Annotated in this window: 22 protein-coding genes; 11 read left to right on the top strand and 11 right to left on the bottom strand. The window is 42.3% G+C overall.

Annotated features, from left to right (window positions below; translation table 11 throughout):
- Nucleotides 1–127 precede the first annotated feature (127 nt).
- Nucleotides 128–796 (top strand): protein-L-isoaspartate(D-aspartate) O-methyltransferase, encoded by a 669-nt coding sequence (locus LX73_RS10835; RefSeq protein WP_148899535.1) that lies wholly within the window; start codon nucleotides 128–130, stop codon nucleotides 794–796.
- A 144-nt stretch (nucleotides 797–940) separates the two neighbouring features.
- Complete coding sequence (locus LX73_RS10830; RefSeq protein WP_246138239.1) at nucleotides 941–2017, top strand: DUF368 domain-containing protein; 1077 nt, start codon at nucleotides 941–943, stop codon at nucleotides 2015–2017.
- Here LX73_RS10830 and LX73_RS10825 read toward each other — a convergent pair.
- Together LX73_RS10825 and LX73_RS10820 are read right to left on the bottom strand one after the other, a co-directional pair.
- A complete protein-coding gene (locus tag LX73_RS10825; protein ID WP_148899534.1) occupies nucleotides 2010–2396 on the bottom strand; it encodes a hypothetical protein in 387 nt (128 codons plus the stop codon). The genes LX73_RS10830 and LX73_RS10825 overlap by 8 nt on opposite strands.
- A gap of 187 nt (nucleotides 2397–2583) precedes the next feature.
- Nucleotides 2584–3780 (bottom strand): CynX/NimT family MFS transporter, encoded by a 1197-nt coding sequence (locus tag LX73_RS10820; RefSeq protein ID WP_148899533.1) that lies wholly within the window; start codon nucleotides 3778–3780, stop codon nucleotides 2584–2586.
- A 187-nt stretch (nucleotides 3781–3967) separates the two neighbouring features.
- Between LX73_RS10820 and LX73_RS10815 the strand changes: the two genes are divergently transcribed.
- Together LX73_RS10815 and LX73_RS10810 are read left to right on the top strand one after the other, a co-directional pair.
- The gene (locus tag LX73_RS10815) at nucleotides 3968–4993 is read left to right on the top strand and encodes a zinc-binding dehydrogenase (protein ID WP_148899532.1); all 1026 of its coding nucleotides are present in this window, start codon (nucleotides 3968–3970) and stop codon (nucleotides 4991–4993) included.
- A 30-nt stretch (nucleotides 4994–5023) separates the two neighbouring features.
- The gene (locus tag LX73_RS10810) at nucleotides 5024–5464 is read left to right on the top strand and encodes a 5' nucleotidase, NT5C type (RefSeq protein WP_148899531.1); all 441 of its coding nucleotides are present in this window, start codon (nucleotides 5024–5026) and stop codon (nucleotides 5462–5464) included.
- Here the strand turns inward: LX73_RS10810 and LX73_RS10805 are convergent.
- From LX73_RS10805 to LX73_RS10795, 3 genes are all read right to left on the bottom strand, one after another.
- Nucleotides 5461–6240 (bottom strand): alpha/beta fold hydrolase, encoded by a 780-nt coding sequence (locus tag LX73_RS10805; RefSeq protein ID WP_148899530.1) that lies wholly within the window; start codon nucleotides 6238–6240, stop codon nucleotides 5461–5463. The two genes, LX73_RS10810 and LX73_RS10805, sit on opposite strands and share 4 nt — an antisense overlap.
- Before the next feature lie 50 nt (nucleotides 6241–6290).
- Nucleotides 6291–7757 (bottom strand): SDR family oxidoreductase, encoded by a 1467-nt coding sequence (locus LX73_RS10800; protein ID WP_148899529.1) that lies wholly within the window; start codon nucleotides 7755–7757, stop codon nucleotides 6291–6293.
- A 333-nt stretch (nucleotides 7758–8090) separates the two neighbouring features.
- Nucleotides 8091–8657 carry a hypothetical protein gene (locus LX73_RS10795; RefSeq protein WP_148899528.1) on the bottom strand — a complete coding sequence of 189 codons (567 nt, stop codon included), beginning with the start codon at nucleotides 8655–8657 and terminating at the stop codon, nucleotides 8091–8093.
- Between the two features lie 97 nt (nucleotides 8658–8754).
- On the opposite strand from LX73_RS10795, the gene LX73_RS10790 reads away from it, so the two are divergent.
- From LX73_RS10790 to LX73_RS10780, 3 genes are read left to right on the top strand one after another with little or no spacing between them, the layout of a single operon-like run.
- The gene (locus tag LX73_RS10790; RefSeq protein WP_246138238.1) at nucleotides 8755–10065 is read left to right on the top strand and encodes an MFS transporter; all 1311 of its coding nucleotides are present in this window, start codon (nucleotides 8755–8757) and stop codon (nucleotides 10063–10065) included.
- 22 nt (nucleotides 10066–10087) lie between these two features.
- Nucleotides 10088–10579, top strand: coding sequence for a PH domain-containing protein (locus LX73_RS10785; protein WP_148899527.1), 492 nt, complete (start codon nucleotides 10088–10090; stop codon nucleotides 10577–10579).
- Entirely contained in the window at nucleotides 10572–12023 is a 1452-nt protein-coding gene (locus tag LX73_RS10780; RefSeq protein WP_148899526.1) for a PH domain-containing protein, read from the top strand. The genes LX73_RS10785 and LX73_RS10780 overlap by 8 nt, the downstream gene beginning before the upstream one ends.
- A gap of 16 nt (nucleotides 12024–12039) precedes the next feature.
- Here the strand turns inward: LX73_RS10780 and LX73_RS10775 are convergent, their stop codons facing one another.
- From LX73_RS10775 to LX73_RS10760, 4 genes are all read right to left on the bottom strand, one after another.
- Nucleotides 12040–12513 (bottom strand): hypothetical protein, encoded by a 474-nt coding sequence (locus tag LX73_RS10775; protein ID WP_148899525.1) that lies wholly within the window; start codon nucleotides 12511–12513, stop codon nucleotides 12040–12042.
- Between the two features lie 76 nt (nucleotides 12514–12589).
- Nucleotides 12590–13678: a fatty acid desaturase family protein gene (locus LX73_RS10770; protein WP_148899524.1), complete on the bottom strand. Its 1089-nt coding sequence runs from the start codon at nucleotides 13676–13678 to the stop codon at nucleotides 12590–12592.
- Between the two features lie 77 nt (nucleotides 13679–13755).
- A complete protein-coding gene (locus LX73_RS10765; RefSeq protein WP_148899523.1) occupies nucleotides 13756–14142 on the bottom strand; it encodes a response regulator in 387 nt (128 codons plus the stop codon).
- A gap of 75 nt (nucleotides 14143–14217) precedes the next feature.
- Nucleotides 14218–15054, bottom strand: coding sequence for a ZIP family metal transporter (locus tag LX73_RS10760; RefSeq protein ID WP_148899522.1), 837 nt, complete (start codon nucleotides 15052–15054; stop codon nucleotides 14218–14220).
- A 460-nt stretch (nucleotides 15055–15514) separates the two neighbouring features.
- Between LX73_RS10760 and gcvP the strand changes: the two genes are divergently transcribed.
- Together gcvP and LX73_RS10750 are read left to right on the top strand one after the other, a co-directional pair.
- The gene (gene gcvP, locus LX73_RS10755) at nucleotides 15515–18430 is read left to right on the top strand and encodes an aminomethyl-transferring glycine dehydrogenase (protein WP_148899521.1); all 2916 of its coding nucleotides are present in this window, start codon (nucleotides 15515–15517) and stop codon (nucleotides 18428–18430) included.
- A gap of 87 nt (nucleotides 18431–18517) precedes the next feature.
- Nucleotides 18518–19459 (top strand): ion channel, encoded by a 942-nt coding sequence (locus tag LX73_RS10750; RefSeq protein WP_148899520.1) that lies wholly within the window; start codon nucleotides 18518–18520, stop codon nucleotides 19457–19459.
- Nucleotides 19460–19555: 96 nt separating this feature from the next.
- On the opposite strand, the gene LX73_RS10745 is transcribed toward LX73_RS10750, so the two are convergent.
- Nucleotides 19556–20011: an OsmC family protein gene (locus tag LX73_RS10745; RefSeq protein ID WP_148899519.1), complete on the bottom strand. Its 456-nt coding sequence runs from the start codon at nucleotides 20009–20011 to the stop codon at nucleotides 19556–19558.
- A gap of 189 nt (nucleotides 20012–20200) precedes the next feature.
- On the opposite strand from LX73_RS10745, the gene LX73_RS10740 reads away from it, so the two are divergent.
- Together LX73_RS10740 and LX73_RS10735 are read left to right on the top strand one after the other, a co-directional pair.
- Nucleotides 20201–21019, top strand: a complete 819-nt coding sequence (locus LX73_RS10740) for a UDP-2,3-diacylglucosamine diphosphatase (protein ID WP_148899518.1) — start codon at nucleotides 20201–20203, stop codon at nucleotides 21017–21019.
- A complete protein-coding gene (locus LX73_RS10735; protein WP_148899517.1) occupies nucleotides 21016–22047 on the top strand; it encodes a glycosyltransferase family protein in 1032 nt (343 codons plus the stop codon). The genes LX73_RS10740 and LX73_RS10735 overlap by 4 nt, the downstream gene beginning before the upstream one ends.
- Here LX73_RS10735 and LX73_RS10730 read toward each other — a convergent pair.
- Nucleotides 22027–22584: a DinB family protein gene (locus LX73_RS10730; protein WP_148899516.1), complete on the bottom strand. Its 558-nt coding sequence runs from the start codon at nucleotides 22582–22584 to the stop codon at nucleotides 22027–22029. The genes LX73_RS10735 and LX73_RS10730 overlap by 21 nt on opposite strands.
- Nucleotides 22585–22601: the final 17 nt, after the last annotated feature.

The raw sequence follows: 22601 nt of genomic DNA, 5'->3' as shown, positions 1-22601 counted from the left end.
CCTCGAGTAATAGAATTTTATTTTTAAATATAGATGTCTGACAATTGATAGTACAATTAAAATCGATTTTATTGCTGCAAGTTTTTTATGTTATAGTGTTTACTCATTTCCATAATTTTTATTTGGCATGTTGAATTGGGGTTCAGGAGCTAACAATCCAAAATATAAGCGGCGCCGCAGACAGCTGGTTGAAAAACTAGCCAAGAAGGGTATTCAAGATGAAGCTGTGCTGGAAGCATTGAATATGGTACCCCGCCATATGTTTTTAGATACCGCTTTGCGCGACAGAGCCTATAAAGATACGGCTTTGCCCATTGGTAAAGAGCAAACCATATCGCAGCCGTTTACAGTGGCTAGTCAAACAGAGTTATTGCAACTAATGCCCGGCGAAAAAGTACTCGAAATTGGTACTGGCTCGGGCTATCAGGCTGCTGTATTATGTGAACTGGGAGCCGAAGTTTATACCATTGAGCGCCACAAAAAACTGTATGAAAGAGCACGATCCATTCTTGGAGAGTTGGGCTATTCGGTCCGGTTTAAGCTGGGAGATGGCACGTTGGGATGGTCAGCCTATGCTCCTTATGATGCTATTGTGGTTACGGCGGGGGCGCCGTCGATACCCGAAGATTTGGTGGAACAGTTAAATATCAACGGTCGGCTGGTTGTTCCCGTCGGGGATGACAATCGTCAGGAAATGGTGCGTATAACCAAGATTCGAGAAAATGAATTTGAAGAAGAGCGCTTTAGTAATTTTAAATTTGTGCCTCTAATTGGCAAAAAGGGTTGGAAGGAGTGATTGGGAATGAAGAATTGCATTCCTTACTATATCTTTTTGCTTATGCTAATTCCTAATTATTAACTTTTCATTCTTTTGCCCAAAACCGAGCAATCTGATTCAAAGTCTAACTCTTTATTCTGGAAAGAGTCTCCATTCTTATTTTTGAAAGGGTTTTTAATGGGGTCGGCCGATATTGTACCCGGCGTAAGCGGGGGCACGATGGCACTGATTGTGGGGATTTATACCCGTCTTATTAATGCTATTAAAAGTTTTGACACTACATTTTTTAAGCGACTGCTAACACTCAGATTTAAGTCGGCACTCCGCGAAGTGGATTGGCGTTTCCTGCTGGTACTTTTTTGCGGAATGATCGGAGCTGTATTGTTCTTTACGAAAGTTGTTCCTTTGCAGGTTTATATGTTCACTGACCCGGAGTTGATATATGGACTGTTCTTTGGATTAATCGTAGGATCCATAGTGATTTTGGTTAAAGCCATTGATGGTTTTGGGTGGATATACGGACTGATGATTGTATTGGGTGCTGGAATAGGGTTTTGGGTAGTTACATTGGTACCGACCAGTACTCCCGAATCGCCGCTTTTTGTTTTCTTAAGTGGATCTGTTGCCATTTGTGCCATGGTTTTGCCAGGCATTTCGGGATCATATATTTTACTTATCCTCCGAAAATATGATTATATCCTGAGTGAGGTAGGAAAGGTTGGGACGCCCGAAATGGGAGCGGGTTTGTGGGCATTATTACCTTTTGTGTTTGGCGCTATATGTGGATTGGCAATATTTTCAAGAATATTATCTTGGTTGTTGAACCGTTATGAGGCTAAAACACTCGCTGTTTTGATCGGTTTTTTAATTGGTTCCCTTTATGTGATTTGGCCCTATCAGGATCGCAGCTACAAAGAGATTGTATCAAACAGAAGTATTGTTGAATATTACAGTCCGCAGGCCCAAAAACTTCGCTCCAATCCTATCAATAAAAAACAGCCGGAATTTACTAAGCTTGGCAAAATTATTTCGACTGATTCATCTTCACAGTCATCTCAAAAAGTAGAAGTACTTACAGTCAAACAAAAGCTTATTGCTAGCAGTCCGTTTGTGCCATATATAACGAGGCAAGATGCCGGTACTTCTCATTTTTGGTCGGGTATAGGAGGGATGCTAATTGGGGTTTTAATGGTGCTCGGGCTTGATAGGCTTCGTGGGTCAAGCTCTTTAGTTAATTAGAGTCTGACCAACTGATATCCATCCCATCATTTGTTTTGGTAGCTGTAGCAGATAAAGTTATGTCACCATTAGAACCAGTACCAGTTACCGTTACTGAGTTGCCCGATCCTGAAATGCTATATGAGCCATTTTCATTATTTGGATCAATTGAAAGAATATTATCCTTTGAGATATTATCAAAAGATTTATCGCCTCCGCCTAACGCTGTTGGCTTTTGATAATATTGTCTGGCGTCTGTTATGACCATCAAAATATCTTGTCGCATTGCAGATCTTTGGGCATCCTTACCTGCTTTTTGCATGGTGTTAATTGCTACCACAATTGCGATGCCTATAATGATAGTAACTAAAATTGTTATAAGAAGTTGTTGTTGTCCCATACTGAACCCCTACTATTATTTTTAGTAAGATAGGGAATAAATACACTGTTGAGTAAGGGGCTTATCAAAATTTAATAATCTATAAAGAGAGAGAATTAAATACGGTTTTAAAAGAGATGAGAGGGGTGAAAAATTTACATTCCCTTCCTTACCCTCGTATTAACAGTTCTTAAATAGTACTTTCTAATTATGAAACTACTTTTGGATGTGCGGCACCCAAGCCGAAAATAAGTTTAAGGCCAACAACAATAATTAAGAAAAGAAGAGGTACAACCCACGCCTGCGTGATATCGTGAATCCCCCCAAAAAGGGTAGGGCCTAAGGCAGCAAGCAAATAGCCAATAGATTGGGCCATCCCTGAAAGTTCGGTAGCCGTTTCTGGATCAGGCGATCGCATAACAATAAATAGAAGCGCTAATCCAAAACTTCCTCCTAATGCGAGGCCAATCAGGGAGCTCCAAAGGCTTACCAAAAATCCACTGGGAAGCATAAGCCCAATCAAGCTGACGGTCTCAAAGACTACCAACAGCCAGACAAGGCCACGTTGATCTTCGATATTTTCGGCCCATACCGGAATTAAAATAGTACCCACTACACCCATCCCCTGTGAAAGAGAAAGCATCCATCCGGCTTTGCTGGCAGATAGTCCACGATCTTGTAGAATTTCGGGCAGCCATGCTAGTATTACGTAAAAGGCGAGTGATTGTAATCCCATAAAAAAAGCAACTTGCCAGGCGGTTTTGGAGCCTCCAAGGTCTTTTAGAGAATTAGCAAAACTCCGTTCATATTTGGGTAAGGTCAAATTTTTGAGTTGTGGAATCCAAACAATCAGTGCTAAAATTGAAATTACGGCCCAAGCACCGAGTGACCATCGCCATCCCCAGCCAATATTTTGTGCTAAGGGTACGCTAATGCCCGCGGCCAGTGTTGCACCCAGCCCAAGCATACTGGAATAAACGCTTGTCATAATTCCTGAGCGGTTTGGGAAGTCACGTTTTACTAAGCTTGGGAGCAATACATTGCCAAAAGCAATACCAATACCCAATAGTATAGTTCCGGTGAACAGTGCCCAGTTTGCCGGGATCACGCGAAGTAGAATTCCACCCGAAAGTAATCCCATGGCCAGGGCTAATGTGCCTTCAATGCCTAAACGGCGCGAAAATAGGGAGGTAAGGGTAGAAAGAACCCCAAAAGCTAGTAAGGGAATAGTGGTAAGCAGGCCCAGCATGGTATTGGAGAGGCCGGTTGAATCACGGATAGCGCCAATAAGTGGCCCCACGCCTGCCAACGCCGGACGAAGGTTGAGGGCAATAAGAACGATGCCCGCAATGAGTAATATATTCTTTGATGTAGAGTTTTGTTCGAAGGGAGAAGATGCTGCCATTCAGGCTAAACAATTATCAATTTAATGACTAAAATTATGTCTGCTAAAGATATGAAACTGCTTGCAATATGCATGAACTAACTTCTTCTAAATATATTCATATATTAGATTTATTGATAGAAATGCCGATCGGCCAAATTTAGTTTACTATACTTGTAACTGTAATCCCGATATATAATTAATCGTAATGAGACAAATTGTTAATACAGCCAATGGCGGATACGATATACTTAAGCTGCAAGAAGTACCTGATTTAGTTCCCAAACCCAAAGAGCTGGTTGTTGATGTAAAAGCATCGGGCATTAATTTTGCTGATATCTTGGCTCGTAAAGGTCAGTACCCGGACGGACCCGACAAACCATGTGTGATGGGATATGAAGTGTCCGGTATTGTGTCGGAAGTTGGTGACAGTATAAATGACCAATGGATCGGTAAGAACGTTATTGCAACAACCCGGTTTAAAGGACAGGCTGAACAAGTAGCAGTACAACCTCATCAAGTTTTTGAAAAGCCGCAGCAATTGTCCTTCGAAGAGGCTGCAGCTATTCCCGTAAATTACCTTACTGCCTATATATTGATTGTGGTAATGGGATCGCTGCAGCCCAATGAATCAATCCTGATTCACAATGTAGGTGGGGGCGTAGGCGTTGCTGCTCTGGATATAGCCCAGCATATTGGAGCCACTACATATGGCACGGCCAGTCAGCGGAAGCATGATTTTTTAGATAAACGCGGACTCGATTATGCTATCGATTATCGTAATAATGACTGGTATGATGTACTGATGGAGCTTACCGACGACAAGGGCGTGGAGCTTATTACGGATCCGCTGGGCGGCAAAGAATGGAAGCGAAGCTATAAAGCACTGCGTTCAACCGGGAGGCTAGGCATGTTCGGAATTTCCTCTGCCAGTGAAGGTACGCAAGGTGGAGTAAAGGGAATGTGGAATATGTTTAAGACATTGTTGCAGATGCCATTTTACCACCCGTTGCCATTGCTCAATAAAAATAAAGGTGTATTCGGCGTTAATCTTGGTCACCTGTGGCACGAATCACAAAAGGCAGAATTATGGATAGATACATTGCTTGAGGGGGTTGAAGATGGTTGGGTTAATCCACGGGTGGATAAGGTATTTGAGTTTGAAAATGTGGGTAATGCCCATCGATATATTGAGCAGCGCAAAAATATCGGTAAGGTTATATTGGTACCTTAATTCTAATTTTAAATAGGAGCATATATTTTTATGCAGATTGTACATGTTGATATGGATAATGTATTAGTTGATTTCCCATGGGGCGTGGAACAGCTTTCAGAGGAGATAAAGAAAGAGTATGAAGGAGAGCTTGATGAAATTTCCGGTTTTTTTAGTGATTTGCCCCCCGTTGACGGAGCTATTAATGGATTTCGAGAGCTGAGTCACCACTATGATACCTATATTTTGTCCACAGCTCCGTGGGGAAATCCATCTGCGTGGACGGATAAATTATTGTGGGTCCAAAAACATTTACCAGAGGTTGGTCACAAACGGTTAACCTTAACGCATCACAAAAATTTAACCCACGGTGATTATCTTATCGATGATCGTGCGGCTAATGGCGCTGCGGAATTTAAAGGAGAGCATATTCAATTTGGCAGTGAACCGTACAAAGACTGGGAATCAGTACTTTCCTATCTGTTACCTTAGCCATTCTTCAAGAAGTTAAGCGATACGCGATTGAAGACATCAGGTTTCTCTACATTGACTACATGACCACATTTTTCCACTTCTTTAAGAATGGAATTAGTATGATTTTGAACCATCTTTTGGACAGGGGGAAGAAAAAGATAATCTTCACTGCCCATCACGTATAGTGTGGGAATCTTGAGTTCTTTTTCGCGGAAATACTTTAGCAGGGGATTAACTTTGTGCGTAAGATTGAACCATTTTATAAACTCTTTTTTATATAGTTTTTTGGCCTCGCGAATAAATAGATTTCGAGATTCAGAATGATGTTTTCGGGGTAAGACAATCCACGCAAAAAGTTTATACAGCCACATAAATGGCACAACCTTTTTGAATAAGTGCCCGAGTGAAACTAAAAACCGGGAACGTATATTAAGTCGCATTATAGCTCCACACATCACCAGTGACTGCACACGCTCGGGTTGCATCTCACCGATCGTACGAATGATGATTGTTCCCAGGGATACCCCAACGAAATGTGCTTTTTCGATGCCTGCATCGTCCAGAACATCAATAATATCCTGGCTGGCCAGCTTAAAGGAATATTCATCCTCATAATACTGTTGCAGCATTCCTTTTGATTTGCCGTGTCCGCGCAAATCTACCAATAACACATTAAAATCTTTTTTGTAGGCCTTAAGTTGCTTGAACCAGATAGAAGAGCTGCCACCCGCACCATGGACAAATACCACCCAGTCGGCATCTTCATCTTTATGATATGTTTTATAATACAGCATGTATAATAGTTAAGCTACAAATCACGGACAGGTTTACCAATAATTTATATCTATTTTAACTCTGCGTGTTCTGCTATAGAGTTAATCATTGTCGAAAATATGATGGCATGAAAAGGATATAACGAATACCAATATAGCAACCCCAGCAAACCTTTTGGGGCAAAGTAAGCAGTTTGTACGAGTTTTGTTTTGCCATCTTTTAATTCTATAGATTGAAATTCGAGCCATGCTTTACCCGGCACTTTCATTTCGGCGCGTAAGCGTAAAAGTTCTTCTTCTTTAACCGCTTCAACTCTCCAAAAATCGAGAGCATCACCGACACGTAATTCATTGGCATCACGCCGCCCGCGTCGAAACCCGACGCCTCCCACTAATCGATCGATAATTCCACGTAGTTTCCAAGCCCAGTTGAAGGCAAGCCAGCCTGTTTTACCGCCTAGGCCCGTAAATGTATCAAATACTTGTTGTGGTGTAGCATCAACTGTACGGATACGGCGTTCAATATTAAGGCCTTGCTTGGATTTCAGCGTTACGGGCTGCTCATCACCCTTGCTACTAAGAAGGGCATCATTCCAGGTGGTTTCAATTTCGTCTTCCGTGGTAGTAAGGCGTGTGATTGCTAACTTTACAGCTTTAGCATAACTAAGGGGTTCTATATCAGGAAATATTTCATGGGCTCGTTGATCTTTAACGACAACATCATTTTTTAATCCCTCAATTAATGGTCTTGCCAGAGAAGCAGGAAGGGGCGTCATCCAATGTACCCAGTGAGAAGAGAGCCCGGGAGAAAGTACGGGCACGGGAATAAGTAGGCGTTTGAGCCCATTGATATCAGCATAAATCTGCATCATTTGAGCATATGTGATAACGCTGCTGCCACCAATTTCTATAATCGCTCCTTTGGATTTTTCATTATTGATTGCTGCTGTTAAGTATTGCAGTACATTTCGGATTGCAATAGGCTGAACTTTGCTATAGACCCAGCTTGGGCAAATCATTGCAGGGAGACGGTCGGTCAGATAACGAATCATTTCAAACGATTTGCTGCCAGAGCCAACAACGATGGCTGCCCGAAATTCGGTAACAGGAATGCCGGATTTACGAAGCACTTTACCTGTCTGCTGACGTGAAGATAAATGTTTGGATAGTTGATCATTGTCGTCACCTAAGCCTCCCAGGTAAATAATACGGCCGATATTATGCTTGTTAGCAGCATCTCCAAAATTTGTTGCTGCCCGCATATCTCTTTTATGAAAGTCAGCATTTTCATTACCACTCATGCTGTGTATTAGGTAATAGGCGACATCAATTTTTTCGAAGGCATTTTCGAGAGTCGCAGGTTCTAGAACGTCTGCTTCAACCAGATCTACTTTCTCAGCCCAGGGGCGTCCATCCAGCCGATCAATATTTCTTGAAAGCACACGAACCCGATGCCCTTCCTCTAAAAGACGGGGTACTAGTCGACCGCCGATATACCCTGTAGCACCAGTAACCAAGCAAAATTTTTTATCAGCCAAAATATGTGTATAACTTTAAGTTATGCTTATTGAGTAAACCCAAATATAAGTTCTAAGCGTTCATTTTTCTCGGTATTATCTTCTTTTTTTGTAATTCTTCCTAACGGTAGATTTGTTGTTCGTTAGTATAATAGGGTATTACTTTTCGAACGTACAGGAAAGATATTAGTGGCTTCCGACCACGTATTTTAGAGTAGTGTAATATGTTTTGGTTTTTGGGAGCGTTGGTTCTGCCAGGTAAGTGGTTTGGACAGGCGGGGCTGCGAAATTAATTATCATTTCACTGAAAATGTTTCTAAAAAGTAAAAACTTACTCTTAAATAGAGCAAAAAACTATTTGTTCATTAAATCAAGTAAATAGTCGGTTTGCTGTTGTTCTACTTTGTGCACTATATCTTTAGTTGCGTTGGCTTTCACTTCTTTAAGAACGGGCTCTTTGTCATTTTTGTGCATTATTTCGGCCCAAACACGGTGGAAACGTGCCGCTTGAATAGCACCCTCCAATACATCAGGATTAATACATTCCCGAGCTGCAAGATAAGCTGGAGCACTTTCTTCTCCCTGGCGTAATCCTACTGTATCAGTTGCAATAGCTGTCCCTTCAGTTTCTTCATAGAGCTCACGTAATTCTTTTTCAGTAGCTTGTTGTTGAATTGCTTTTTCGGCCAGTTCAAGAATTTTTTTCTGAATAGGTTTTAGATCATCATTGATTTGTTGTACACACCAAACGGCAAATTTTCGCAAAAGGATAGAGCGATTATCGCTATTAAGATGTTTGATCAGCGCCGTAACCCGGTCATCTTTGGTGTCTACTTGTTCACCGGTTTCACCGTTAATCATAATGATTTTTTGACGATCGGTATCGTAAATATAAATCAAATTTTGTTTATCAGTGCTCATAGCGTGGGTATAGTTTGCTTTGCCGGTGGACCAAAATAACAGATTGCATTTTCAAAATATTCCATTCATACTAACGATGAATTTTGTATATAATTTTATGATGAGTAAGAGTAAAAATAACAAATCTGAGTCTTTTATTTCGCTGTTTTCCTGGGCACTATACGACTGGGCCAACAGTGCTTTTTTTGCGGTTATCCTGACTTTTGTTTTTGCAGCGTACTTTTCTGAATCTGTTGTTCAGGATAAGACGCTTGGTAGTACGCTTTGGGGAAATATTGTAGCTGCATCAGGGTTGGTCATTGCTTTGACAGCTCCGTTTGTTGGTGCTATTGCCGATCAACTTGGCCGAAGAAAGCCCTGGATTGGATGGTTTTCATTGGTATCCATAGGGGCTACAGCAGCTCTCTGGTTTGTAGAGCCTTCACAGGATTATATTGTACTAGCCATGGTGCTTGTATTCTTTGGGACAATAGGGGCTGAATTTGCCATCATCTTTTATAATGCTATGCTGCCCGACCTTGCATCAAAGCAGCGAATAGGGCGTTGGTCGGGTTGGTCATGGGGGCTGGGTTATGCCGGCGGTTTGGCCTGTCTGATTGTAGCGCTATTTATATTTGTAAATGTGGAAGAGCCTCCATTGGGGCTTTCAAAAGCATCATCGGAACACATAAGGGCTACTTTCATATTGGTAGCAATATGGTATGCTGTTTTTTCTGTTCCTATGTTTGTGAAAACTTCTGATCGGCCGAGACAGAATATAAGTTTATTGGAAGCAGCAAAATCTGGTTGGCAGCAACTTAAAACATCTATAAAAAATGTACGTGAGTATAAACATATTGTTCGTTTTTTAATTGCCCGCATGGTTTTTGTTGATGCTTTAGCGACAGTATTTGCGTATGGCGGTATTTATGCCAAAGAAGTATTTGATTTTAGTTTTACCGAAGTACTCTATTTTGGGATTGGATTGAATCTGACTGCCGGAATAGGGGCAGCAATCTTCGCTTGGCTTGATGACAAAATTGGCAGCCGACCGACAATGCTTATTTCTTTGCTGGGGCTTATTATGACTACCTCAGGCGTTTTGCTTGTTACAAGTTTGAACCTGTTTTGGGTTTTTGGACTGTTGTTGGGTATTTTTGTAGGCCCTGCACAAGCTGCAAGCCGAACGTATATGGCTCGCGTTTCTCCAGAGGGGTTAGAAAATCAGATGTTTGGACTGATGGCTCTTTCTGGAAAGGTTACTGCTTTTATGGGACCATTTCTTGTGGGATGGCTTACCTATTGGTCGGGCAGCCAGCGAATAGGAATGACTGTAATTGTCGCTCTTTTTGTTATTGGTTTCGGATTGCTTTACACCGTTCCCAATGCAGAGCAGGTACAGGTCGATGGAGCATCATCATTTGATTAAACTACCAGCAGGATATTAATTTATGCGTTCTAAACCAGAAAATAAGTTATCGTCGGCAGCAATTAAGGCATGGCGGCTCACTACATGCATTTTTTGCCTGCTTATAGGGTTTATCCCCTTTTTATTTTGGATATACAATGTGGTTAGTCCGGGGGAGGGGAATTTTTCCATTTGGATGATTGCTACTTTGGGTTTTCTTATTGTAGTCATCGCAGGATTATTTATTACCTATCTGCCGGAGGTGCGCTGGCAGCACTGGTATTACCAGGTTGACAAACATGAAATCGATTTACAGAACGGTATTTTTATTATCACGCGTACGCTGGTTCCGGTTAAGCGCGTGCAGCACGTTGATACACGACAGGGACCTATATTAAGAAATTATGGTTTAGCAGATGTAACCATATCCACTGCTGCCACCACACATCGTATTCCTGCACTTGACGAAGAAACAGCTGAACAAGTGCGTAATCAAATTTCCAGGTTTGCCCGGCTTGCCAAAGAAGATGTTTAACACGCAGCGTCAACATCCCGTAGCAGCACTAGCCCGTTCCTTTGAGATTATCAGGGCTAACTTCTTCACTATCCTTATTTTGCTTTTTGTAGGAAATCTCGGGAATGAAGGGAGTTTTACCCTTTACTGGATTTTCGGTGCTTTTATCATACTGTTGATTTGGGGTATTATATCCTGGCTTCGTTTTACCTTTAGCGCAGATGAAGGTGAGCTAAAAATAGAACAGGGAGTGTTCGTCCATAAAAAAATATACTTAACGGCCGACCGTATTCAGGTAATTGATATTTCTGCGGGACTAATACAGCGCATATTTGGTTTGGTAGCTGTAGAAGTGAAGACAGCTGGCAGTGGTTCTAAACAAGCCAAGATCGATGCTCTGAGTCGCGAAGAAGCTGAGCGACTAAAAAACCTACTTCGTTCAAATGGAGATGAGGTTAAATCAGAATCCAAGCAGGAATCACTGTCAGAGCTATATACTCTTGATACCAAAGATTTGCTTACTGCTGCTTCAACCTCTGGTCGGATGGGAGTAGCACTATCGATTGTTGGGGGTGCCTTTTCGCAACTTGACCAAGTGGTTTCGGAAGAGCGGATGATACAGTTTATACAGACGCATATGCCGCATTCTACCTCTGCTTCGCTTATCGTTTCCGGTATTTTGGTTGCAATTATAATAGCATGGCTATTTGCTTTCTTAAGTACGTTGATTAAGTATTATGATTTTTCTGTAGAAGTGCGGGAAGATGATCTTCTTATCACCAAAGGATTATTTGAACGCAAACAACTGACTATCCCCTTTAACCGTATCCAAGCTGTTCAAATCAAAGAGGGACTGCTGCGCCAACCGCTGGGTTATGCTTCGCTTGTTATTGAAAGTGCGGGATACGGTGAAAATGAGGGGAACTCGAATACGCTGTTTCCGCTGATTCGCAAAGACAGGCTAAATAGCTTTATCGAAAAAGTAATTCCCGAATATGACGTTGAAACCAATCACCGGCTGCAGATTAACAGACTGGGATTACGGCGTTATTTACTACAGATGGTTTGGATATCACTGCCTCTTATTGCACTTATATGGTGGGCGGTTCCGTATGGCGTATTTTCATGGTTTATTCTTATTCCAATGTTATTGCTGGGATATCAGCAGTACCGGGATGCTGAGGTGCGTTCGGATGATTCCACACTGGTGATGACAGCCCGTTTATTGAGCAAGACAACAGCTATAATTCAAAAATACCGAATCCAATCTGCACAGGTTAAACAAAACCCCTTTCAGTCTCGGCTGGATTTAGCAGATATTATCATACATGTGGCAAGCGGTAATCAGGGGCGCTCCTTTAAGGTGCGCGAACTCACCGAAGAGGAGGCAATCGATATTAAGGAATGGACGGCATGGAATGGCACTCCTATACAAAAGGTGCATAAGGATAGATTAGAAGAATAGGTAGAACCTTATCCATTTATCCCAGAACCAGATAATGGTAGAGAGTCATAGCACAAACACCGAAAATGATATGAAATCCTAAAATAAAATACGGCATTGCAGCGCCCCATCGCCGTCCCATGATGCCGGGATGAGCAATGGCCTTTCCTTTACCTATATTTGGATGTGTGTCTGCCAATATTCCCATCATGGCTCCCACAAAAATACCGTGTGCGAAACCCCATAAAATACCGGCGGGCCAATTGGGAGTAACCACCATGGCTGTTAATAAAATGACATACAGGATTCCCCATCCGGCCCCGACAAGAAGGTGTGCAATGATTCCGACTGTATAAACCAGTTTTGTATTTTGGATGTCAACAAAACGAGATCCAATCAGGTAGGGGATATCCAAGTCATAATCAAAGATTGGCAGTAAATAGATCAGCAGGGTTAGAATAATTGCTCCCACCAAGCCCGAGATTGCTGCCATTAGAAAGTGTATTTCCATAATACCCTCCCATTTTTGGTTTGTGGAATGTTAATAAATAGTAATGGCAGGGCAAGAATGCAACTTTCGGCAATGATTAAGCGTTAGCAGGCTTGCCAAACTCTTTTAAGGTATTGTAGTGTGATTTTATAGCGATACCCAATGTTTCGTGATAATTATACGGGAGCCCATATTTTTGGGTCATATCTCGTACAATATCACTTATTTCGGGATAGTGGACACTGCAAATTTGAGGAAACAGATGGTGCTCAATTTGATAGTTTAGTCCACCAATGTACCAGCAGAGCAAATCGTTGTCATGAGCAAAATCAGAGGTTGTTTCGATCTGGTGTATCATCCAGGCATTTTCGATGTTACCCTCCTCATTTTCGGTGGGATGTTCGGTTTCTTCCACAACATGTGCCAGCTGAAAGATGACCCCCAAAATAATACCGGCGGTAAAATGTACAATCAAAAAGCCGATAGCTAATTGCCACCAGGTGATAGGGAGTAGGATATAAGGTAAAACCAGCATATATCCGTAGTATAGTATTTTGGTAATGCCAAGGGTAATCCATTCTTTGGCAGGATGAGTTTTATCTTCGTAAGGTCCTAGGCTGGACTGGAAGAAATATTTATAATCTTTAATGAAAGCCCAGAAGAGAGTAGCAAACCCGTAAGCAAAAAAAGCCAATATATGTTGTAATCTGTGAATAGTTTTGTGTTCGGCATTGGGCGAAAGACGAATAAATTCAGCGACTTCCAGGTCTTCATCATGTTCATAGATGTTGGTATAGGTATGGTGGATGATGTTGTGGGTTATTTTCCAGATATAACTGTTGGCTCCCATAAGGTCAAAGGTATATCCCAGAAACTGATTGACGTATTTGTTCGAGGAGTAGGCACCGTGTAAGGCATCATGAGATACCGAAAAGCCAATACCGGCCATGCCAATTCCCATCAAAAAGCAGAGTAGAGCCATACCTCCTACACTTAAACTCTCCATCATAATAAGGGTGTAACTGCCAAAATAGAGAGTCAGTAGTATGATGGTTTTGGCAACCATCTGGGTATTAGCATGTTTAGATAGGTTGTTTTCTTCGAAGTACTTGTCAACTCTTTCTTTTAATTCACGAGAAAAATTTTTCTTGTCTTTCCCTTTAAAAGAAATCCTTGTTGCAGCCATACCAAATGCCCTTTAAAAATTGCTGGATTGCTGTTCGCTATTCAATAAATCAAATTATGGGCGGTAAAAAAATTATTTTAATCAGTTTCTGAGAACGCTTTTAAAAAGGATTGTCGCAGATGATTTTTTTGTACGGGTTTCACGAGGTAGTCTATGAAATTTGTGTCCTCAGCCCGTGTTAAATTGTGACGGTCGGAATTGCCGGTGATAAAAATGACATCTACCTCCATCTCTTTTCTAATTTCTTTTATGGCCGTAATACCATCAATACTTTTTTCAAGTTTGATATCCATCAGAATAAGATCCGGCTTGTGCTCTAAAGCTGCATTGATAGCACCTTCACCGGAAGTTACCTTATCAACCACCGCATGCCCCAATTGTTTAACGGATTGGGCTAGGGCCAGTGCGATAATCATATCATCTTCGACGACGAGTATCTTTTTTTCCGAAATAGAACTGCTCATATGTACATGTTATTTCTTGGTGCTCATAACCATGACACAAGAAATATCAAGCAGGGGAATAAAGCAAATTTGAACTTATCCTAATGCTACATCCAAAAGCATCATAATAGCAAACCCAAGCATTGTTCCCAGTGTAGCAATATCAGTATTTCCTTTTAACTGGGATTCGGGAATAAGTTCTTCAACGACTACATAAATCATAGCCCCTGCTGCAAAAGCCAGGGCATAGGGTAGAATGGGTTGTACGAGCAATACTGCTGCTGCCCCAAAGACTGCAGATATTGGTTCTACTACGCCTGAGAGTTGTCCATACCAAAAACTTTTACCTACTGAAACTCCTTCGCGCCGAAGGGGGACCGAGACGGCTGTACCTTCGGGGAAATTTTGAATGCCAATACCAATAGCCAGTACAACGGCACTTGCTACGGTAGCTCCACCAGCCGCTTCAATACCCGAAGCTGCCGCTCCGAAGAGAACGCCAATAGCTAATCCTTCGGGAATGTTGTGCAGGGTAATAGCCAAGACTAAAAGAGTGGCGCGTCTCCAAGAGGTTGGTATTCCTTCTGCTTCTTCCATAGGAAATCCGAGGTGTAAATGAGGTAGATATGCATCACAAATTCGAATAAAAAGGCCGCCCATCAGAAATCCTGTAACAGCCGGTAACCAAGCGGTTATCCCCTGTGCAGTGGCCATATCTATAGCGGGGGCAAGCAGCGACCAAAAACTAGCAGCAATCATTACCCCGGCGGCAAAGCCGAGCATGGCATCCAGCACCTTTTGGTTTACATTGCGTGTAAAAAAGACAATAGCTGCGCCCAGTGCGGTTAATCCCCAGGTAAAAAGTCCGCCGAACAAACTTTGGTAAATGGGACTGAGCGAAATAAACCAATCATTTAAAAACCAAGATTCCATAGTTAAGTTCTTATTTCTAATTTATTAAGACACAAGAAAATAAATTTATAAAGTAAATAAAAACTATAAATTAGCTAAGGCTAAAATAAACGTTCTATATCCGGGGCTTATGCATTACTCTGCTCGAATGCCAAAGTAGTTTTAAGGGGAGGGTATTGGTTGTGGCGCACTATTTTTCTGCTACAGTAAATATAAAGAGGAAGTGGGGCCGTTTATTCAAAATCCAAAAGATGTTACAGGATGTTTAGTTTAGGGGAAGAGTTTTAATGGGGTTATATAAAAGGTTTACTAAACTGGAGTGCGGTGCAGCTAATTGGAGGTTATATGTGTTAACTATGCAACTTTTTTTGTAATTTCTGCCATTTAATTTCAGGATATAGAAACAGCCTCTATAAAATTTTTTTATCCCCAAATTTGTTTTGGGTCACTATTTTACAATCTACATAAAGGCTTAAGTTACATGAGCATCAACTTTGATAAAGAACGTTTTTTACATCGTCATATCGGTCCGGATGAGAATCAAACTACCGAAATGCTTTCTGACATTGACGCTTCGTCTCTCAAAAAGCTGATGGATGAGACCATTCCGGAGGGCATTCGTTTGACCAAAGAATTTGGTCTCGACAAGCCGATGAGTGAATATCGGTTTTTAGAAGAGTTTCGTGAAGTTGCGGATCAGAATGAAGTTTATGAATCGTTTATCGGTATGGGCTATTACGATACGTTAATGCCCAACGTAATTTTACGGAATGTGCTTGAAAATCCCGGGTGGTACACGGCGTACACTCCCTATCAGGCTGAGATTGCACAGGGACGGCTCGAAGCACTTATTAACTTTCAGACGATGGTTTCGGATCTTACGGGACGCGAGCTGGCTAATGCTTCACTTTTAGATGAGGGGACGGCCGCTGCTGAAGGTATGTCGATGCTCTATTCTACGCGGCGCGGCGCCAAGCGTAAAAAAGCCGACACGTTTTTTGTTTCTGAGTTATGTCATCCCCAAACCATTGATGTGGTACAGGGAAGGGCCGAACCGCTGGATATAGAGGTAATTGTTGGTGATCATAACGAGCTGGATGTAACGGACGAAAACCTTTTTGGTATGCTGTTACAGTATCCGGCCACTGACGGATCAGTTGAAGATTACTCGAGCCTGATTGAAGCAGCTCATGACCAAAATGTAAATGTGGTTGTGGCAGCTGATCTGCTGAGCCTAACCTTGCTAACTCCACCTGGTGAAATGGGGGCTGATGTGGTGGTAGGATCGACCCAGCGTTTTGGCGTACCCATGGGCTATGGCGGACCGCATGCCGGTTTTTTTGCTACGCGCGACAAATATAAACGTAAAATACCGGGCCGCATTATTGGGGTGTCGCAGGATACCGAAGAAAATCCCGTTTATCGGATGGCGTTGCAGACGCGGGAGCAGCACATTCGCCGCGAACGCGCAACCTCTAATATTTGTACCGCTCAGGTGCTGTTGGCTGTTATTGCCGGATTTTATGGAGTATATCATGGCCCCGATGGATTGCGCCGAATTGCTGAGCGTATTCACGGACTGGCAAAAATTATGGATCAGGGATTACACAAACTTGGTTTTGAGGTTGAGACCGATTGTTATTTTGATACATTAAAAGTGTCGCTGACTGATCAGGATCAAAAAGAAGCCCTACAAAGCTTAGCACTTGAGCACGAGTTTAATTTGCGCTATTTCGATGAGCCGGCGGTGGGTATTTCGTTTGATGAGGTAAAGGAACTGGATCACGTTCAGGAACTCTTGACCCTTTTTGCATCTGTAAAAGATGTAGAAAATACCGTTAATGTTCCATCACTTTCAGAGTCTGTAGAGGTTGACTATCCGGAAGCACTAACACGGACATCCAGCTATCTTGACCATCCGGTATTTAACTTGTACCACTCCGAACACGAGATGCTTCGCTATTTGAAGAAATTGGAGAATAAGGATTTATCACTGGTACATTCGATGATCTCTCTCGGTTCATGTACAATGAAGTTAAATGCTACGGCTGAGATGATTCCGTTGACGTGGTCCGAGTTTGGTAATATTCACCCATTTGCGCCTGAGGATCAAGCCAAAGGGTATCATCAGCTGTTTGAAAAGCTGGAAAATCAACTAAAAGAAATTACGGGATTTCCCTCTGTATCGCTGCAGCCAAACTCCGGTGCTCAGGGCGAATTTTCGGGTTTAATGACTATCAGCGCCTATCACAAGCATCATGGTGAAGCTCATCGCAATGTGACTATTGTGCCTGATTCTGCGCACGGCACTAATCCTGCCAGTGCAGTGATGGCCGGCATGGATGTGGTGGTTACCAAGTGTGACGAGCACGGAAATATTGATCTCGATGACCTGCGTGAAAAGGCGGAGGAGCATAAAGATAACCTTGCGGCATTGATGGTAACTTATCCTTCTACGCACGGTGTATTCGAGGAAGACATTAAAGAGATTTGCCAAGTTATTCATGATCACGGTGGATTGGTATATATGGATGGCGCGAATATGAATGCACAGGTAGGATTGACGAGTCCCGCTGAAGTCGGTGCTGATGTTTGTCACCTGAATCTGCATAAAACATTTTGTATTCCTCATGGCGGTGGCGGTCCGGGTATGGGTCCCATTGCTGCTACCGAAGAGCTGGGTCCGTTTTTACCGACTAACGCTGTAATCGAAACCGGTGGTGAACATGCTATTCCGGGTATTTCGGCTGCGCCGTGGGGTAGTGCCAGCATCTTGTCGATTTCATATGCATATATTAAGATGATGGGCGCCGAAGGATTGACGCAGGCAACACAATACGCGATTTTGAATGCGAACTACTTGAAAGAGAAGCTCAAAGATTATTATCCCATCCTATACACCGGCAAGAATGGCCGTACGGCGCATGAGTTTATTGTGGATTTACGTCCGTTCAAAGAATCGGCTGGTATTGGTTCTATTGATGTGGCCAAACGCCTGATGGATTACGGATTCCATGCGCCCACGATGTCGTTTCCTGTGCCGGGTACATTGATGGTAGAACCCACGGAAAGTGAGACGAAGGAGGAGCTTGACCGTTTTTGTGAGGCAATGATTTCAATCCGCGAAGAAATCCGTGAAGTCGAGGAAGGGGAAGCCGAGCCTGAAAATAATGTACTTAAGAATTCACCTCATACCATGCGGGTAGTTATGGATGAGGATTGGGACCGTCCCTACAGCAGAGAACAGGCTATCTTTCCGTTGGACTACCTCCGATTTAATAAGTTTTGGCCGGCAGTCGGTCGTGTGGATGATGCCTATGGCGACCGTAATCTGATGTGTAACTGTGTGCCTGTAGACGCTTATGCCGAGGGGCAAGAGCCGGCCGCTGTAGATTAATTTGCATCTTATAGCTGAGAGGCGCCGTTATATTTTATTACATAATTTGCGCATTTTCTGAATCAAAATTGATGGGAAGTAGTTCTCATGCTAGACTGGAAACGCTATCGTCAAAACTTAAAAGATGAGCTGAAAGATCTTGGTTTTGGCTCACGCGTAAGCAGTGAAAGTCGTTATCGGTTGCTTAACAAAGATGGCAGCTTTAATGTTGAACGTGATGGACTGCCGTTTTGGGAGTCGATGACGTTGTACCACTTTTTGATTCAGGTCTCGTGGCTCAAGTTTTACCTGATTGCGTTAGGGTCCTACTTAGTGGTAAACGCCATCTTTGCACTGGGATATGTGGCATTGGCTCCGCAAGCGTTGGCTGGAACTAATATTACGGGCATCGATTCACTGTTCTTGAATGCTTTTTTCTTTAGTGTACAGGCTTTTACCACAGTGGGTTTTGGGCAAGTGACGCCCGTAGGGGTGGCAGCTAACGTTTTATTTACCTTTGAATCGTTTATCGGGTTGTTGGGCTTTGCACTGGTAACGGGATTTATGTTTGCACGGTTTTCACGTCCACATGCGAAAATCGCTTTTAGCGAGCAGGCACTTGTTGCACCTTATGAAGAGGGAACGGCACTGATGTTTCGGATTGCGAATGCACGTGCCAGCCAGCTTGTGGAGCTCTCAGCTGAGGTTATTTTTACGTGTATTGAGGATGGTGATAGGCAATTTTATCCGCTAGCCCTCGAACGGAAGAAAATTACATTTTTCCCGCTCAATTGGACCATCGTGCATCCCATCGATGAAAAAAGTCCACTTTGGGAGAGATCCAAAGAGAGCTTTAAACAGAACGACGCCGAGATATTGATTCTGCTTTCTGGTTTTGATGAGACATTTTCGCAGACGGTTCATACTCGTTCATCCTACAAATATGATGAAATCACGTGGAATGCTGAGTTTGAAAGCATCTTTGATGTTAATGAAGAGGGTAAAATTATGATCGATATGCAAGGGTTGAGCAATTATGAAGAGCTGTGAGTAATGGCAAATGCCCACTGATAAATCGATGGGTTAGATGTGTGAAGCTCACATCGAGTGAGCTTCACAACTATTACTTTATATTGTTCGGATTGGTTACTGCTGAGTAATGCTGCTCTCGATTTTTATATCCCCTAGCAAAGTTCGATGAACGGGACATTTCTTAGAGATATCCAGTAGTTTGTCTAGCTGTTCGTCGCTGAGATTGCCTTCGATAATCAATTCCTTTTCGATGACGTCAATTTTGCTCTTGGGATCGTCACAGTTTTCACAGTCCACGTCGTGCTGTTTATTGTGACGCAGTTCCATATATGTATTGCCGAGCTCCCAACCTTTTCGATTAGCATACATTTTTACGGTCATAACCGTACAAGTACCGAGCGACATCAAGAGGTAGTCATAGGGATCAGGGCCTTTGTCTTTTCCACCGTCAACACTGGTTGGTTCATCAGCAAGCAATTCATGGTTTCCAGCTGTTAACGTTGTCGTAAACTGTTCATCTTCGGGCAGATGAGCGTGCACAATCTTTTTCTTGTTGGATTCGTCAGCCATAATAAGTTGGATTTGGTATACCGGAATTCAATTAAAAGTTACAATGTAAGAAAAGAATATCAGCTTGATATAATTCGCATACCCTTTTTAGGTCAAACTCTCTTAATATAGAAATGACTGAAAATTAACAGTGAGGCTATTGCTCCTTAACACCAGTTTTGTTGTTTTCTCATAAACAAAGAAACATATATGGATAATAAGCGAGCAGTTGATATTGTTGTTCTTTCTGATTTGCATTTGGGGACGGTGGGTTGCCATGCCGTAGAATTAACTCAGTATTTGAATTCCATAGAACCGGAGTTGCTAATCCTTAATGGTGATATTTTTGATATGTGGAACTTCAAAAAATATTACTGGCCCGACTCTCACATGCAGGTAGTAAAGTGTTTTCTTAGCATGATGAGCAACGGGACGGATATTTATTATTTGACGGGGAACCATGATGAAGTAATACGCAAAATTTCGAGCCTACAGCTGGGACCGCTTTTTGTCAAAGACAAGTTGGTGCTGGACCTCAATGGCGAAAAGTGTTGGATTTTTCACGGGGATATTTTTGATATAACCATGAAACAGACCAAGTGGGTGGCAAAGATCGGAGGGAAGGGCTACGATATGCTCATCCTGCTAAATCGATTGGTTAACTGGATTTTGCGAAAGGCGGGACGCAGTAAAATATCACTCTCCAAGCGGATTAAAGACAGTGTAAAAAAAGCTGTTCGTTTCATTGAGGATTTTGAAGTGGCAGCCATGGATTTAGCCATCCAAAATGAGTACGATTATGTTATTTGTGGGCATATTCATCAGCCTAAAATTCGGGGATATCAAAATGAGAATGGATCGGTCATCTATATGAATTCCGGCGATTGGATTGAAAATCTAACAGCTTTGGAATATGACGGCGGAGAGTGGAACATGTATAAATATGCCGAAGACGAATTTATTGATAAAGATGCATCAGTAGTTGTTCCCGTTCGTCAAGAAATCAAAGAAGTAACAGTGATACGATGAATATTTTATATGGTGTACAGGGCACTGGGCACGGGCACATCAGCCGTGCGCGTGAATTGCTTCCTCTATTACGTCAATATGCCTCAGTGGATGTAATAATCAGTGGTCATGCGAACCAATTGAGTCTGGATGAAATAACATATCAGAAGTATGGCATTAGTCTGACGTATGACAGTGCCGGCGGCGTGTCGGTGTTGAATACCCTTCGTGATTTTCGGCCCATTCAGTTCATGAGTGACATACAGTCTATCCCATTACAGGATTATGATTTGGTGGTCAGTGATTATGAACCGGTTTCTGCATGGTCAGCAAAGTTGCAAAATGTACCTGTGGTAGGATTGAGTCATCAGGCAGCTTTTTTATCACCCAATACACCACGACCTGAAAGAAGGTCGCTGATATCAGAGACTCTGCTCAGACATTTTGCGCCTGTCGATCGGCCGGTGGGAGTTCATTTTAAGTCGTATGATGATTTTGTATCACCGCCTATTATACGTAAGGCTATTCGAGAGTTGGATGTTAAGCAAGGCAATCATATTACCGTGTATTTGCCTGCTTATCATCACCAAGTACTACAAAAAATATTCGCACCGTTTACACATGTAGATTGGCATATTTTTTCGCCTTCTTGCAAAAGTGAATATCAATCTGGAAACTGTTGGATCTACCCGATAAGTAACCAACGATTTTTAGATAGTTTTGCCTCTTGTCGTGGCGTTATTTGTAATGCAGGATTTGAAACTTGTGCTGAAGCAATGTTTCTGGGTAAAAAGTTATTGGCAGTCCCTATCCGAAATCAATATGAACAAGCATGCAATGCCGCTGCGCTGCAACAGCTGGGGGTTACAATCATAAATTCCCTTGAAAATAAGCAAGAAGAAATATGGTATTGGTTGCAAAACCGAGATGCTGTAGCTATTGATGAAATTGCTAACCCGAAAAGCATTGTGCAACATATTTTAGATGCTCATAATATTGAAGAAAAAAATATGGCAAACAGTCAGTCTTTATTTAGAGCGATTTGTTGACTGATCAATGTTATATTTTTCTTCCAGGATGTTGAGATGATGCCGTTCATGTCCGGCAATAATATATACCAAGGCCCGAACGGATACTGTTTCATCATTGGCTGTGCCTTTTCGCATAATTTGTTGTTCACTTAAATTGTTAAACAAACTGATGTTGGCATTACGCTGTGTATCATATTCGCTGGATAAGTTTTGCAGGCTGCGTTCTTCAAAGTTTGCTTGGGCAACATATTGGTCCTGATCATAGCCTGGTAACGATTTGGTTTCCCCGCGACTGATACAGAGTGCTCGATAGGCCATGATGCGTTCGGTATCTATCAGGTGCCCGATGACTTCTTTGACGCTCCATTTATCGTCTGCATAACGATAAGATGCTTGTTTAGGTGTTAATTGTTGGATAAGGGTGTAGGTTTCTTGTCCCTGTTGGATAAGCATTTGTAGTACATTGGAGCTCGTAACCTGCTCAATATATCCGCGATAAAATGTTCCGTATTCATCAGGTTGGGGATGATTATCTTCCCAGTCAAAAAGTGACATGACAATGAGTGTCTATT

This window comes from Fodinibius salinus, assembly GCF_008124865.1.
Taxonomy (GTDB): domain Bacteria; phylum Bacteroidota; class Rhodothermia; order Balneolales; family Balneolaceae; genus Fodinibius; species Fodinibius salinus.
This window is presented reverse-complemented; position numbering and strand designations above follow the sequence as displayed.